The sequence below is a fragment of the Maricaulis sp. W15 genome (assembly GCF_001924955.1).
Taxonomy (GTDB): Bacteria; Pseudomonadota; Alphaproteobacteria; order Caulobacterales; family Maricaulaceae; genus Maricaulis; species Maricaulis maris.
Map to the genome: position 1 here is coordinate 1 of NZ_LQXG01000017.1, position 14,791 is coordinate 14,791.

General features: G+C 63.6%; 12 protein-coding genes and 1 tRNA gene. 4 read left to right on the forward strand and 9 right to left on the reverse strand.

The features are described from left to right. Both AWH62_RS16625 and AWH62_RS09760 read left to right on the forward strand, forming a co-directional pair. The coding region (locus AWH62_RS16625) for a P-loop NTPase fold protein (protein ID WP_198928884.1) at positions 1 to 2,735 on the forward strand (2,735 nt) is incomplete at its 5' end. A 74-nt stretch (positions 2,736 to 2,809) separates the two neighbouring features. Further along, a complete protein-coding gene (locus AWH62_RS09760; RefSeq protein WP_075190313.1) occupies positions 2,810 to 3,232 on the forward strand; it encodes a secondary thiamine-phosphate synthase enzyme YjbQ in 423 nt (140 codons plus the stop codon). Positions 3,233 to 3,240: 8 nt separating this feature from the next. Here AWH62_RS09760 and AWH62_RS09765 read toward each other — a convergent pair whose 3' ends face one another. From AWH62_RS09765 to AWH62_RS09780, 4 genes are all read right to left on the reverse strand, one after another. Next, positions 3,241 to 5,703: an ATP-binding protein gene (locus AWH62_RS09765; RefSeq protein ID WP_075190314.1), complete on the reverse strand. Its 2,463-nt coding sequence runs from the start codon at positions 5,701 to 5,703 to the stop codon at positions 3,241 to 3,243. A 98-nt stretch (positions 5,704 to 5,801) separates the two neighbouring features. Further along, positions 5,802 to 6,746 (reverse strand): DUF4349 domain-containing protein, encoded by a 945-nt coding sequence (locus AWH62_RS09770; protein ID WP_075190315.1) that lies wholly within the window; start codon positions 6,744 to 6,746, stop codon positions 5,802 to 5,804. 103 nt (positions 6,747 to 6,849) lie between these two features. Next, positions 6,850 to 7,716 carry a M23 family metallopeptidase gene (locus AWH62_RS09775; RefSeq protein WP_075190316.1) on the reverse strand — a complete coding sequence of 289 codons (867 nt, stop codon included), beginning with the start codon at positions 7,714 to 7,716 and terminating at the stop codon, positions 6,850 to 6,852. Next, positions 7,716 to 8,471, reverse strand: coding sequence for a hypothetical protein (locus AWH62_RS09780; protein WP_075190317.1), 756 nt, complete (start codon positions 8,469 to 8,471; stop codon positions 7,716 to 7,718). Before AWH62_RS09780 ends, AWH62_RS09775 begins: the two co-directional genes overlap by 1 nt. Positions 8,472 to 8,701: 230 nt before the next feature. On the opposite strand from AWH62_RS09780, the gene panD reads away from it, so the two are divergent. Beyond that, on the forward strand, positions 8,702 to 9,067 hold the full coding sequence (gene panD, locus AWH62_RS09785) for an aspartate 1-decarboxylase (protein WP_075190318.1): 366 nt from the start codon (positions 8,702 to 8,704) through the stop codon (positions 9,065 to 9,067). Positions 9,068 to 9,072: 5 nt separating this feature from the next. Here the strand turns inward: panD and AWH62_RS09790 are convergent, their stop codons facing one another. Beyond that, positions 9,073 to 9,780 (reverse strand): SIMPL domain-containing protein, encoded by a 708-nt coding sequence (locus AWH62_RS09790; RefSeq protein ID WP_075190319.1) that lies wholly within the window; start codon positions 9,778 to 9,780, stop codon positions 9,073 to 9,075. A 215-nt stretch (positions 9,781 to 9,995) separates the two neighbouring features. Here AWH62_RS09790 and AWH62_RS09795 point away from each other — a divergent pair. Continuing rightward, positions 9,996 to 10,072 (forward strand) — tRNA-Ile (locus AWH62_RS09795). Positions 10,073 to 10,220: 148 nt separating this feature from the next. Here the strand turns inward: AWH62_RS09795 and AWH62_RS09800 are convergent. From AWH62_RS09800 to AWH62_RS09815, 4 genes are all read right to left on the reverse strand, one after another. Continuing rightward, positions 10,221 to 10,616: a response regulator gene (locus AWH62_RS09800; RefSeq protein WP_075190320.1), complete on the reverse strand. Its 396-nt coding sequence runs from the start codon at positions 10,614 to 10,616 to the stop codon at positions 10,221 to 10,223. A gap of 221 nt (positions 10,617 to 10,837) precedes the next feature. Then, on the reverse strand, positions 10,838 to 12,445 hold the full coding sequence (locus AWH62_RS09805) for a PAS domain S-box protein (RefSeq protein ID WP_143743007.1): 1,608 nt from the start codon (positions 12,443 to 12,445) through the stop codon (positions 10,838 to 10,840). A gap of 117 nt (positions 12,446 to 12,562) precedes the next feature. Next, complete coding sequence (gene nagA / locus AWH62_RS09810; protein WP_075190322.1) at positions 12,563 to 13,735, reverse strand: N-acetylglucosamine-6-phosphate deacetylase; 1,173 nt, start codon at positions 13,733 to 13,735, stop codon at positions 12,563 to 12,565. Beyond that, positions 13,735 to 14,781 carry an SIS domain-containing protein gene (locus AWH62_RS09815; protein WP_075190323.1) on the reverse strand — a complete coding sequence of 349 codons (1,047 nt, stop codon included), beginning with the start codon at positions 14,779 to 14,781 and terminating at the stop codon, positions 13,735 to 13,737. The genes nagA and AWH62_RS09815 overlap by 1 nt, the downstream gene beginning before the upstream one ends. Positions 14,782 to 14,791 lie beyond the last annotated feature (10 nt).

Sequence of the window (14,791 nt, forward strand, 5' to 3'; positions counted from 1 at the left end):
CCGCCGCCGCCAACTCCGCCGCCAACGCCGCCTCCGCTGCCACCAACGCCGCCTCCGCCGCCACCAACGCCGCCTACGCCGCCACCGCCGCCGCCGCCGCCAACGCCACCGTTGTCGCCGCCGCCGCCGCCAACGCCGCCGCCGCCGCCAACGCCACCGCCGCCGCCGCCGTAGCTGCGATCCAATCTGACAAGCAGAATATCGAGTCGGGGGTGAGCGCGCGGGTTCTGGGTCTGCAGCCGCTATGGGGCAGCCTAGCTAACCCCTTTGCCACTGAATGGTCCAGGATGGCGAAGCAGCTCTCCGATCATGAAGCGGACGAACACTGGTCTGTCTGGATCGACTGGTATGAGGCTCGCCTGAAGGGCGGGCCGATCAAGGAAGATCTGGAAATCGCGCGCCTGGTCGAGGTGACGGACAAGGAGTGGGAGGCGGGGCCGTCTGTCGCGAATGCGCGGATCAAGGCGATCATTGGGCGGTTAGAGGCTTATGGCGGTACGACGGGCGCCCGCTCGAAGACATCGCGGAAAACCAGCAAGGCGGAGCTGACAGAGTCGGTCGCAATCAACCCTATCGGTAGCGAAGCGTCCACAGATGGCGATTACGACGACCTCCGCCATGCACTCGCCGCAGGCGCTTCCAATGCCGAGCTGTTCGATGCAGCCACCATCCTGCGCCGTGACCGTCCCGCTGAACTCGTCCCGGACATCGTGCAATCGCTTGACCGCATAGCCCGCCACGAAAAACTCGGGGGCTACCGTATGGGTACGGTGGTAACGCTGACCTCCGCACTGCACCGTATTCTGATCGCGATTGTTCGTGACAGGGTCACCCCGGCACCATCCCGGACCCGGGCCGAACTAGCCCTTGCCATGCTTGGCAGGTTGGAGGCCCATCCGCGCATCAGGGGTGACCGACCGGAGGAAAAGGATGGCGGTGTCCGCGGTCCCTTGCGCCATGCCCGCAAATGGCTGGAGCAGGGCCTTGAGGCCGGTGTCTTTCCGGAGGGCGGGGACGATAGGGAGTTGGCAACGCCGCCCGACGAGCCTGAAATCATTGAGTCCGTTTCACCCCATTCCGATGAACCCACCGCCGAGGACGAGCTGGGGCGGCGACCTTTCGCCCGTGCCTTGGTCGAGCGCATGGAAGCGGTCCACAAACAGGGCGGCGCGGACGGGTTCGCCGTCAATCTCCACGCGCCCTGGGGGGCGGGCAAGACCTCGGTCCTGCGCATGATGGAAGCGATCATGACCGAGCCGGCGCGCGAGCTGAACGGGCGCTGGGCGATCGTTCATTTCAACGCCTGGCAGCACGAAAGGCGCAATCCGCCCTGGTGGCCGTTCCTGGAAACGATCAAGGACGGGATCATGTCCGGCGCCCGTGCCAATCATCGCGAGGAGGCGGCGATCTGGATCTGGTTGCGCTGGACCTTGTGGAAGGTGCGTGCGGACTGGTTGCCCTATGTCGTCGGGGTCATCATCGCGACGGGACTCATCTATCTGCTCTGGTTCACGGATTTCTCCGACGCCATCATCCAGGCCGCCAAGGAAGGTGCGGCCTCGGGTGAGCCGTTGGATGCCGGCCATCCCATGGTCGATGTCGTGAACACTTGGGAACCCATTTTCAGCAATGTACTCAAACTTGTAACCGCAGTCGTCACAGTGGTTGCCGGCTTCATTGCGGCGGGGCGGCTCTGGGTTTTCGGCTCGCCGGACAATGCCAAATTCTACGCCGATCTGTCGCGTGACCCATTGCGCCGCATTCGTGGCCTGTTCGACACCATCGTGAAGCAATCGAACCGCCCGGTCTGCGTCTTCATCGATGATCTTGATCGGTGCAATGCCGACTATGTCGTCGGTCTGCTGGAGGGCATCCAGACCTGTTTCCGGCATCGCAAGGTGAGCTATGTCGTGGCCGCCGACCGGACCTGGGTCCGGGCCAGCTTTGAAAAACACTACGCCAGTTTCGTGGAGCCGGTCAGCGATCCTGGCCAGCCGCTGGGCTATCTCTTTCTTGAGAAGATATTCCAGGTATCAACCACCGTGCCCGGCATGGGCCTGCGTCGCCGACGCCGCTATTGGTCACGTCTGCTCGGTGAAAGCGCGCCGGTCACCGACTGTGACGCTGCGACACGGCCGCCCGAATTGGCCGAAACAGACGAAGCTCCGACCGGAGAGGAACGCGCGTCTGTCCGCAATTACGACGCCGATGTCGCGATTGAACGGGCGCGGTTGAAGGCGCGCTTTGCCGGCGGAATGACCCGGGATGCAGCCGATTCTGTCCTCGATGAAGAGGACAGCGATACCCGTCGTGCCGCCGTGGCACTCGAACTTTCGACCTCGGCGGCAGCCGACCGGGAAATCCGTCACGTGCTGGCGCGCTTCGCCGATTTTCTCCCGGACAATCCGCGCGTAATGAAGCGGATGATCAATGCCTACTCCATGCGCCAGGCCATCGGAATTCTCGAGGATGACGAGCTGGGTGTCGACACGCTCGCACGCTGGACCATTCTCGAACAACGCTACCCGGCCGTCGCCGACTTGCTGGCGGGTCGGGCCGGTTTGGTCGATGCCTTGATCGCGGCCGAGCCGGAAGACAGCGAACCGGGCGGGATGCCAGCCATGTTGCGGGACCCGACCTTGCGTGCCCGCGTGCTGGCGATTCTCGGCAAGGGCGAAGACGACGTGCTGACAGCAGACCATGTACGCAGCCTGACACGCGGCGCGTCGGGCTGATCCGTCATGCCGGCGACCGGTCTGCAATTTGACAGTAGGCGGGGCCAGGTGCAGGGCAGTAGCAAGGGTGAGCGATGACGATCCAGTATCTACGTGTCCAGACCACCGGCCCCGGCCTCTACGAGATCACCCGCCCGGCCGCAAATTTCGCACGCGAACATCCCGCCTCCGACGCACTCCTCACCGTCTTCGTGCGTCACACATCCTGCTCGCTTGTCATCCAGGAAAACGCCGATCCGGACGTGCAGCGTGACTTGCACGCATTCTTCCGGCGACTGGTGCCGTCGGGCGATGATCCGTCGATGGCCTGGCTCACCCATACGACCGAAGGCCCTGATGACATGCCGGCGCATATCAAGGCGGCGCTGACGCAGACTTCGATCGGCATTCCGGTTGCCGACGGCGAACTCCTGCTGGGGACATGGCAGGGGGTCTATCTGTTTGAACATCGCGACCGGCCCCATCGCCGCGAAGTCGTGTTGCACCTGACCGGCTGACCGTGGACTCAGTTGGGTGATGCGGTGGCCGGGCGGGCGGAACGCCGGATCTGATTGCCCCGTAGCAGCCGTCGCATGGTCCGCTCCAACGCTTCCGGGCTGAGTGGCTTCTCGGTGTGCGCATCAAAGCCAAGCATGGCGTAGCGATTGACCTGATCCGCCATCACATTGGCGGTCAGCGCCATGACGGGTGTGGGCAGGCGGCTGTCGGCACGCTCGAAATTCCGCATTTCGCTCAGCGCGTCCTCGCCATTCATGACCGGCATCTGGATATCCAGCAGCACAATGTCGAAATGCTCGCGGCGGAAAGCTGCGACGGCCTCCTCGCCATTCTCGACCATTTCAAGATCGACCTTCATCTTGTCGAGATAGGCCTTGAGTACCAGGCGATTGGTCAGGTTGTCCTCGGCCGCGAGCACGCGGACGGGGCGGTCCTCGATGGTCAACGCACCGCCGAGGGTGATCAGGTCGGGCCGTTGGCTGAGGCTGGTGTCGGGTTCCACTGCCGGCATCGGCACCCGGACGCAGAAGCGCGTGCCCTGACCCGCTGTGCTGGTGACTGAGATCGTGCCGCCCATCTGCTCGGTCAGCCCCTTGCAGATGGCGAGACCGAGGCCGGTGCCGCCAAAACGGCGGGTGGTCGAGCTGTCGGCCTGGACAAATTTGTCGAACACCAACCGGCATTGCTCGTCACTCATCCCGATACCGGTATCGGTGACAACCAGCTCCACAAGGTCACCCGTGTCTGTCTCGTCGTTGGTGTCGGCGATCACCGGGCCGAGCGTCACCCGGACGGACCCTTCGTTGGTGAATTTGATGGCGTTGGCGACCAGATTATTGGCGATCTGGGCAAAGCGAAGCGGGTCGCCAAAGCGGGCTGCGGGCTCACCCGCCGGCAGGTCGATCTCGAATTTGATCCCTTTTTTCTCGGCGGCATCGGCGTAGAGCGCCGCGACCCGTGCGGCGATGCTGTCGAGCTGGAAGGCGACGTCCTCCAGCTCGATCTGGCCGGCCTCGATTTTCGACAGGTCGAGAATATCGTCGAGCAAGTGCATCAGCGTGTCGCCGGAGCGCACGATGATATCGAGCTTTGCGTGGACGTCCTCGGGCAGCGCCTTGTCGGCCAGCACCCGGGCCATGCCGAGTATGCCATTCATGGGTGTGCGGATTTCATGGCTCATATTGGCGAGGAAGTCGGATTTTGCGCGGTTGGCGGCATCGGCCTTGTCGCGGGCGGCGACAAGGTCGGTGATGTCGGTGATCGAGCCGGCCATGCGCACCGCCTTTCCGTCGCGCCGATGGGCGAGGCCGCGCGCCCTGAACCACCGGTATTCGCCATTTGCGCAGACGAACCGGATCTGAAGGTCGTAGTCGTGACCCTTCTCCAGGTGAGCCCGAAGCGCGGCCGTGTTCCGGTCGCGGTCGTCCGGGTGCACATCGGCGGAGTAGTCATCCTGGGACATGGTCACCGCCTGCTCGTCATAACCGAGAAGCGCCCGCAGCCGCGGCGAGTGGTACAGCGCCCGTTCGGCCAGGTCCCAATCCCAGAAACCGTCCGATGAACCGCGGACGGCGAGCGCCATGCGCTCGCGATTGCGTTCCAGCTCGTCAAACGCGGCTTCGCGTTCCAATGCCAGCTCACTCTGGCGGATCTGCCCGGTCAGGACGAGGTGTGAGCCGGCGCCGATTCCAGCCGCGACCAGAACCCCGAGCACGAGAAGGAAGATCGGGATGGAGCTGAATTCTTCAGCATAGAGGGCGGCGGCGGGGTAGACCTCGACCGTCCAGACCGAACCTGGCAGTTCGACCGAATGGGTCGATACGATCCGGTTGCTGATCGGCGTCCCCAAAGATGCGATCGTGTCGCCGGCCTCATTCACCCGGATCGCGATATAGTCGGTATAGCTCTCGGGAAGGCCTGCGGACACCATGTTGGCGACGTCGAAGACGCCGACGATCAAGCCGTCAAACTGCCCGTCCACAAAAAGCGGAAAATAGGCGAGGAAACCGGTTCCACCCTGCACGAAATGGATGGCAGCGCTATTGTTGGGGCGGCGTGTATCGACTGCCTGCATGACTGCGCGCGCGCGGTATTCCTCGAACAATATGTCGAGGCCCAGAGCGGCTTCATTGCCGGTCAGGGGTTCGATCCATTCCAGCCTGAACTCCGGATTGGCCCACTGGACCGCGCGAAGTTCCGCCGTGTCGTTGACATAGGCGCGGGCATCGGCGCGCCAGTCTGCTTCCACGGTGCCGCCAGCCCTTACCCACCGGTCCGCCAGTCGTTGCAGGCCGGCGATATCCATGTCGACCCGTTCGGCGAGATTGTATTGCAGGTTGGTCGATATCTCCTCGAGATGCACCCGCACGGCATAGTGTTCCTGCGACCGCACGTGCAGCGACAGGACGGTGAATACCACCAGGCAAAACAGGGCGGCGCTGAGCGGTATCAGAAGGCGGTAGCGTGGCATGCGGGTGACCTCGGTTGGAGGCAGAAGACACCCGTCACGGTTAACTCGCACTTTATGGCGATGCGATCTGCGCCGCCGTGGGCGGCGCAGGCCTCGCCTCAGCTCTGCTTCTGGTCGCGTCGCCGCCGCATCATGCCGCCGATCCAGCGCGCTGAGAGCCAACCGACCGGCAGGATGACGACCAGCCACGGCAAGGCGCCGGCGATGAAGGTCAGGACATCGGCCAGGCCAGAGGCGAAATTGCCGGTCAGATTGCGCAAGGCCCGACCCAACGGGTCGAAGGCGCTGCGCGAGACCGGGTCGACGCGCGAGCTGTAATTGACCGTCAGCGATGACATTGACACCCGGCCCCGCATGGCGCGGACCCGGGCTTGCGAACCTTCGATATCCCCCTGGAGGCGGGCCAGTTCGCGTTCGACCTGGACCAGCTCCTCGACCGTGGCGCCGGGGCGTTCGAGCAGGGTTGTCAGACGGGTCCGCAGGGTCTGCTTGGCCTCGAGTCGGGCCTCAAGATCGACGATCGCCGTCGTCAGGTCCTCGGCGTCCTGGGCCTGGTGCCGGATCCGGCCAGCAGCCGTTTCGAGTTGGCCGCCAAGACCCGCGCGGAATGTGTCGATCCAGGCTGGAACGGCGCGCAGCGCCAGCGAACCGGCGACGCCGTGATCGCCCTGCTGGTAGATATTGGCATTGACGACCTGGCAGACTTCCGGACCGGCCGACAGGCAGGCCTCCCGATGGGTGTCGATCAGGCCGGACGTCGCCGCTGCCGGCGTTTCCAGCTGGTAGCTGTAGCTGTAGGCGATGAGACGCGTATCGGGTGCGGTATCGGGATTGCCGGAAAGCTCGCCGTCAGTCATGCCGGCCCGGGTCGGGGATGGTGGCGGCGGAGCCGCGGGCGCGTAGCTAGACGCCTCCATGACCGCGTCGCTGGCGTCAAACATGCTGAGGCTTTCGCCGTATTCAGCATCGTCTTGCGGGGCGGAGTTCTCGCATGCGGCAACAAGGGTCAGCGAGGCGAGGCAAGCCAGTACAATCGGTTTCATTGGTCATCCCTTTGGCCGCAGTCCGGTAACGGGCTGACGGCGAACCATCCCTGCTGTGACGCATGCTAGCGTAAAAAACGTCTGGACTAAGGCGCTGGCGCGGTCAGTCTTCGTCGCCTGTCAGAAGGGTTTCATAGCTTTCGACCAGGGCGAGATAGGGCGGCACCGGCGTGTTCTGGATGCCTGAGCCGGTATCGACCGCCATCTTGATCTCGAAATGCAGGTGGATCGTGGTCGCCGTGTCACCAAACTCATTGGACACATAGCCGATCCGCTCGCCGCGGCTGACCGTGTCGCCCGGCTCGACGAGAAGCGTGTCCTTGTCGAGATGGAGATAGGTGTAGCGCACGCCCGCATCGGTCATCAGACGCACCGAATAGGTGCCGATCGAGGTGATGGTTCCGTCTTCCGCCGCGACCGCCCAATGGACGTCATCCTGGCAGCTGGCCGGACGGATGTCCTGGCCCTGATGGCCGACCCCGGCCGGGCACATCGGCGTGCCATAGCCCCGTGTTTCGCAGAAATTGTCACGCCAGGCGTAGGCGTAATTGGCGGCATTGCACTGGCCGCCGGCCGGTCCGAGATAGCCGCCATACCCGTAGACCTGACTGTTGGCATAGGCCTGGCCGGCTTCCATCGGGAAGCGCATGTCCGGCGCGTAATTGAGCTGTGTGGTCTGCCCCGTCCCGGAGTCCTCGACCAGGTCGCCGGGCGGCATGTAGGTGAAGGTCTCGCCGGAGTCATCGACCGGGTCCGGATCGGGCACGGGTTCCGGCTCAGGCTCAGGCTCAGGTTCTGGCTCTGGCTCAGGTTCTGGCTCTTCGGCCGGAACCGGTTCTTCCTCGGCGGGTTCAATGACCGGCGCGGCCTCTTCGGCCGGTGCTCCGTCTTCCATCGGCCACCAGAACATCGCAGCGATCCCGGCGGCCGCGACCGCTGCCGCGAGGGTCAGTTCGGCTTCGCGCGACATTACTGACCTCCTGATGCCGGATTGCCGGCAGCGATGATCAGCGAGTTGGCGAGGTTTCGAACATAAGCGTCAGTCCGGCAGCGCGGATCGCTGTCCGGGCTGTCGCATTCCACCGTGATGGAATAGGCGGCGCCGTAGCGATTGAAGCTGAGCTCCCGGCCATATTCGGTTTGGCTGATGCGATAGCCATCGCTGTCACCGGCATTGAGGCGGCGCGTGCTCAGCGGGTCCGGTGCCCGGGCATGGGCGAGGCGGGTACCGAAAACCTCGATCACAAGGCCCGGTGCCGTGATCGAGAGATTGTAGAAATTCTCGCGCGGGAAGAGGAGAACCCGGGCATTGCCGTCGAGGCCGAGCGCGGCCGTGCCCGGGATCAGGACCGGCAGGCCGGTATTGGCGACACCGGCCGCTTCCGGATTGGTCGGGCGGGCAAAGGGCAGATTGCCCTGGGCGACCGCGGCGACCGTGTCAGTGCGTTGAAACTGGCGGGCCTGCAACTGGATGTCCTCGGCGGCCTGACCCCAGCTGATCGGCATGGCGACCGGCGCATCCGGGCGCGGTTCCCGGGTCGGCGGCTGCGTGGTCAGTCGTGTCAGCTGGGAGGTGTCGAGCTGGGAGGTGTCGAGCCGGGACGGGTCGATTTGCGTCGGCGCGGGCTGCCGTGCCGGTGTCGCAGGCTGTTGCTGCGCTGGCGAGGCCGGACTGGCCAGCAAGATGATGGCGAGTGGTGCCCAAAGCGTGGATCTGTATGTCATCAATCTCTCCCAGCGCAGAGTATAGCGTGTTTTTACATCCTCTGCATGAACCTTCGATGAGGCGGGCCGGCTGGACGGGGTCGACGGTCCGGGCGGGGAGGGCGGATCGCCGGGCTGGCGATACCGGCACGCCAACATCCTTGTGATCCGCGCATACGGCGGGCGAGCGTTGAACTTTTCCGCCATTGCCTCTATGTGCAGCGCAATATCTAGTGTTCAGGAGATGCGCGATGCGCCTCACCATGATGAAATGCAAATTGCACCGGGCCGTCGTGACCCAGGCCGACCTTCACTATGAAGGCTCGATCTCGATCGACCGGGATTTCCTCGAAGCGGCCGGCATCCTGCCCTATGAGCAGGTCGACGTGCTCAACATCAATAATGGCGAGCGTTTCACCACCTATGCCATCGAGGCACCGCGCGGCAGCCGCACATTCGGTATCAACGGCGCCGCAGCCCGTCTGGCCCAGGTCGGCGACCGCATCATCGTCGTCGCATACGCCGAGATGGAGGCCGTCGAGGCCGAGCAGCATGACCCGGCTGTGGTCCTGTTCGACGAACACAACCAGGTCATTGCCAAACCCAAGGCCGCCTGACCCCTTTACTGGGAAATGCAGAAATCAGCGGAGACGGTGGCGGTGAGCGTGAGTTCGCCGGCCGCGACCGGTGTCGATGCGCCATCCGACATCGCCATCATTCGCGATTCATAGACCGGCTGCGGGCGGTAACTGCTCTCACCCATGCGGCGGATCCCGCACAGCTCGAACCCGGCCGCATCGGCAAACAGTTCGGCCTTGGACAATAGCGCGGCAATCGCCTCGCGACGCGCCGAATTGAGGGCATCGCCGGTCTCTTCCGCGCCAAAGGTCACACCATTGATATTATTGGCGCCGGCCGAAACCATGGCATCGATCACCTGACCGACGCGGGCGGTATCACGCACCTTGGCCGAGACCTGGTTGCGGGCCTCATAGCCGATAATGGTCAGCTCAACCTGGTTGGGCTGGCGGCGGTCGGCATAGACCGGCGACACCGAGAGCTGGGCCGTCTGCATGTCGTCACTGTCGACCCCGGCGCGGCGCAGGGCCGCGAAGACCTGGCTCATCGCATCGGCATTGGCGCGGACGGCGGCCTGGGCCGTGTCGGCGCGGGTGACAACACCGGACGAGACAGTCGCGAATTCCGGCGCGATCTGCACCGTGGCGCTTTCCGACAGCGACAGGGTGGGCTCGCTCTCCTGCGCCTGGGCGAAGGCCGGCAGGCACAGTGTTGCGGCGAGGGCGGTCGAGGTGATCAGCGTGCGTATCATGGATGAACTCCGGGAAGCTGGGTGCCGTCGGCTCCGGCATTGGAGGCGGCGACCTGTTGGTGTTGCGGTGACCCTATCATTTCGGTGCCTGACTGCACGCTGAACGCGCGCGCTAGAATTCCGCCATCATGATGTCATGCCTGTAACCTTGCCTGCAAACCCGTCTTGGCGGCAGCGCGAAGAGCCAGTAACCATGGCGCATCGCTTTAACAGCGGGGCCTGTAGCTCAATTGGTTAGAGCCGGCGGCTCATAACCGCTTGGTTGGGGGTTCGAGTCCCTCCGGGCCCACCATTTCCCGATCTCACGGCAATCCGCTTTGCGGACGCCTCCGATGGGGCGGCCTGGCCGGCCGGCGCGCGGTCGCTCTTGCGAACCCTGCGGGTTCGATGTTGGTTTGTGGACGCTGCGCGGTGGACGAGCTGGCACTCAGGACCGGCACTCAGGACCGGTCGGGGCGTGTATTCCACATCTCGCGGATGGTGTCGCCGAGCGTGATGGGGTCGAAGGGTTTCATGATGACGCCAAGACTATCCATGCGGGCATAGTCGTCCGGCTCGTGGGTCTGGGTCTTGGCTGTCATGAAGATCGCTGGCATGTCGTCATGTCCGGCGAGGGCGCGGATGCGCCTGAGGGTCTCCGGCCCATCCATGTCTGGCAACATCACGTCGAACAGGCACAAATCGGGTTGGAAACTCTCGACTGCCGTGATCGCTTTGGCGCCGCGATCTGCGTGGTGGACTTCAAAGCCGGCCAGGTCTTCAAGGGCCATGACCACCACGTCGGCGATCGCCTGCACGTCTTCAAGATAGAGAATTCGATCCAGCGATTTTGGCATCGGGCTTTCTTCGCAGTCGTCGTGGACGGGCCGGTGGGAATGGACGCGTGATCCTGCTCCTCAACTGAATCGAATTTCATCTCGCCGTCAAATGTCTCAATGCGTGTCTTGGCGGTCTTGGAGAGCCAGTTGCCGAGCGTCTGGTGGAAGTGGCCCCTGGCCTCGGTCCTGAGCAGGCCCAGCGATCCCGCCCGGTCGGTCAGCGGGGCTGACTTCATGCTTCACGGTGCAATGAAGCCATCCTTCACCTGCTCGACTTGCGTGTGCTGGGAAATGTCGCGCACAATACCGCAGTAAAGGCGACCGCCAGGCAGCTCGATCTCGCTGACCGAAAGCTCCATGGGAAAGCGCGAACCATTCTTGCGGACGCCGTGCACTTCGCGGACAGTGCCGATGACATCTGTCAGCTCGCCGTCGGCCCGCCGTGCCAGGAAGCCATCGTGCCCGTTGGCACTGTCGGACGGTATCAGGAGACTGATATTGGTCCCGATCAACGCGTCAGCACGGTAGTTGAACATTCGCTCGCAGGCCGGGTTGAAGGTTTCGATATGCCCCGCCTCATCGATGACGATCACGCCTTCGGCGATACCTTCGATAATGGCGCGGGTGCGGGCTTCGCTGGATACCAGCCCGGCCGTCACGTCGCTGAATGCGCGCGCCAGCGTGCCCACCTCTTCCACCCGCTCGATCGGAAAATCCTCGATCTGGCGGAGTGAGCCCGCACTTTCGATCCGTGTCGACAACGCCCGGAAGGGGCGCATGACATGATTGATCGCCAGAACGGTGACGCTCAGGCTCGCGAGGATCAGGATGACCGAACTGATGACGATCACCGGCAGGTTTTCGAGCGCGGCTGCATTTACGGACGCGGTATCACGCAACACCGTGACGCGGAGGTCGAGCGGGGTTTCGATGTCGGAAAACTCGATCTGCCGGGTGGCGAATATCTCGCCATCGAATTCGCCGCGCGTTGGCCCGTGCGATGCTGTGACGTGACCGAGCAGTGGGTGGGCTTGGTAGGTGTGGTCTGCATGATAACCGAAGCGGATGTGTGTCTGGCCGGGATCGGTCGCCAGAAAATCGCCATTCTGGTTGGAAATGAGCAGACGGTTGGCCAAGGTTGTGGTCGCGATTGCCTGCCGCAGCAGTGCCTCATAGTCAGCATTGATGGCAATAAATCCGAATGGTGTGCCATCGCTTGTCGCGATGGGTAGCAGCAGGCGGATGGTGGGAATTTCGCGCGGGTCGACCTCGCCGAATTCCCGGTTCCACGTCACATCGGACAGATAGGCGCCATCCGGCGCGACGGCCAGGCCAGCCTGGAAATAATGCTCATCGCCCTTTTGCTGCAAGAGATTGGGTTCAACGACGAAATTCTCGCCATTGACATGATTGACGCGGACCAGCTCGCGACCTCCATCGGATAGACCGATATAGCGCATTTGCATGTAGGACGGGCGGGTTTGGGTTTGCATGGTCGAACTGAAGATCGACGCAAGTCGCGTTCGCCAGGTTCCATCGGTCGCGCCGCCAAGGGGGTCAATTCCACCATTGGCTGCGGTGCGGGCGAGGCCTTGAACCGGCGGAGTCTGGCCGATGATTTGCGCGTCGTTACGCAAGTTCCGAATGGCTTCTGACAAGGCAGCGGCGACCAGGTCGGCTTCGCTGGCGAGTTGTTCGATGGTAGCGCCGCGGGCCACACGGTAGGTCTGGACCTGGTTGACCCACGTCATGATCAGGGCAGAGAGCAGCGTGATCGTGCAGACAAGCAGCAAGAGCTTTGCCTGCATCGAACGGAATGCCGTCCACGGATGTGTCCGCTTGCTCACCTGGTTAAACCTCCCGCCGAAAAGTGCATGCGCATGTCGATAGCCCCTGGATCAGGCTTTTATCGATGCGAGATTATTGCAATTTCAGCGGGAGCGATACCCGGTCACAGCTCGAGGCTAGTGTGAGGCGGATGACCGGCGGCGCGAATTCTGTGCCGACGCCAGGGGCGCGCCAGCCTGCCAAGTGTCGGCAATGTTGAAATCTGTCGTCAACCGGACGAAATCGGCCCGCCGTCCCGGCGCGATCCGGCCGATGGCGGAGCCCAGTCCCATGAAGTCAGCCGGATTGGCGGAGGCCATTGCAAGCGCTGTCGCGATGGGAATGTCCATCAGGTGCGTCGCATTGCGGACCGCGTCGATCAGGGTGAGATGTGCACCTGCCAGCACGCCATTGGCATCACGGCATTGGCCGTCGGCGACGTGGATTGCCCGGCCTTGCAGCGTGAATTCCTTCATCGTGGTGCCGGCATTCGGCATCGCATCGGTGATCAGGATTAGCTTGTCGGCGGGTCGCAGCCGGGATGCCAGTTTCAGCATCACCGGATCAACATGGTGGCCATCGACGATCAGGCTGGTCCAGGCCGAGCCGGATTCCAGCGCGGCGCCGACAATGCCTGGCTCACGGCTGTGCATTTGTGGCATGGCGTTGAACAGGTGGGTGAAGCCGGTCGCCCCGGCGGCCAGGGCTGACTGTGCGTCGGCATAGCGGCCATTGGTATGTCCGAGGGAGACCGTGACGCCCGCCTCGACGAGTTTGCGCACCTGGTCAGGCCGGCACATTTCCGGCGCCAGCGTGACCAGGGTGCGCCCACTGCGGAGGGAGGTCAGCAGTGCAATCGCGTCGTCATCGAGCGGAATGAAACGATCCGGATCGTGGATGCCGCACTTTTTGGGATTGAGGAACGGGCCCTCGATATGGATGCCGGCGATCATTGTTTCGCCCGCATCCCTGGCGGCTTCGACCGCGCGCATCCCGGCATCGACCACGTCCAGCGTGTCGCTGATCAGGGTCGGCAGCAGGCTGGTTGTCCCGTTGGCCAGGTGCGCCCGGGCGATGGCTTGCAACCCCTCGACGTCAGGCGTGTCATTGAACAGCACCCCGCCGCCACCATTGACCTGGATGTCGAAGAATCCGGGAACCAGATGATCACCCTGAAAATCGACGAACACATCGGCGTCCGACATGTCGGCATCCAGGGCGACGACATGGCCGTCCTCCAGAAGGATCGACGCGTCGTCCTGGAAACCGGTGTTCGTCAGGATGCGAGCATGGGCTATGACTGTTCGCATCAAACTGTTTCCGTGACCTTTTTCAGCGCTGGCGGCTCGTCCGGATTGCGCCCGCGACTGATCGCGATGTCGGCTACGGCGCGATAGAAACTCTGGATCATCAGGACCGGCTGCACCATCGGGTGGGCGTCCAGTGTCGGCAGGGCGACCGTGCCCTCTTGTTCGCCGCCGGCCAGATAGACGGGCACGTCCATGCCGCTCAGGCGTTCGACCAGCGCTGACACGCTGGCACGCGTATCGTCACTCTGGGAGAAGATCAGGACCGGGAATTCCGGACCCAGCAGGGCCAGCGGGCCATGGCTGCATTCGGCGGCGCTGAAGGCTTCGGCGTGTATCTGGCAGGTCTCCTTGAATTTCAACGCGGCCTCATTGGTCACACCCAGGCCGACACCACGCCCGACAACAAACAGGTTCTCGGCGAAGGCGAGCGGGGCGAGCGGGGTTGTCCAGTCGAGCGTCCAGGCGTCTTCCAACTGGTCAGGCAGGCGCTCCAGGGCGGCGATCAGAATGTCATCCTGGCGCCATTCCGCGGTGATCCAGAGCAGATTGATCAGCGAGGCGATATAGCTCTTCGTTGCGGCGACGCTGGTCTCGGCGCCGGCCAGCAGCGGAACCGTGATGTCGGCGGTGTCGCCGAGCGGCGATCCGGCCTCATTGACCAGGGCGAGGCAGAAGGCGCCGGCTTCGCGCATGGCGGCCCCGGCGCGCACGATGTCGGGGCTGCGGCCTGATTGCGAAATGGACAAGCCAATCGCTTGTTCGAGGCGCATCGGTGCGCCGTAAACCGAGCTGACTGACGGCGCGCCCGATGCGACGGGAAGGCCAAGCCGTGTTGAAATCAGATACTTGCCGAAAACGCCGGCATGGTCGGAACTGCCGCGGGCATTGGTCATGACCAATTTTGGATCGCGCTCGCGCAGACGGGCGCCGACCTCGCGGAACAGGGTCCGGTTTTCGCTGTTGATCCGGCGCGCCGTTGCCGCCGATTCCGCTGCCTCCCGGTGCATGCGGGTGGGCAATGCGTCACTTTGCTTGCTCAATTCCATCCCCAGATCG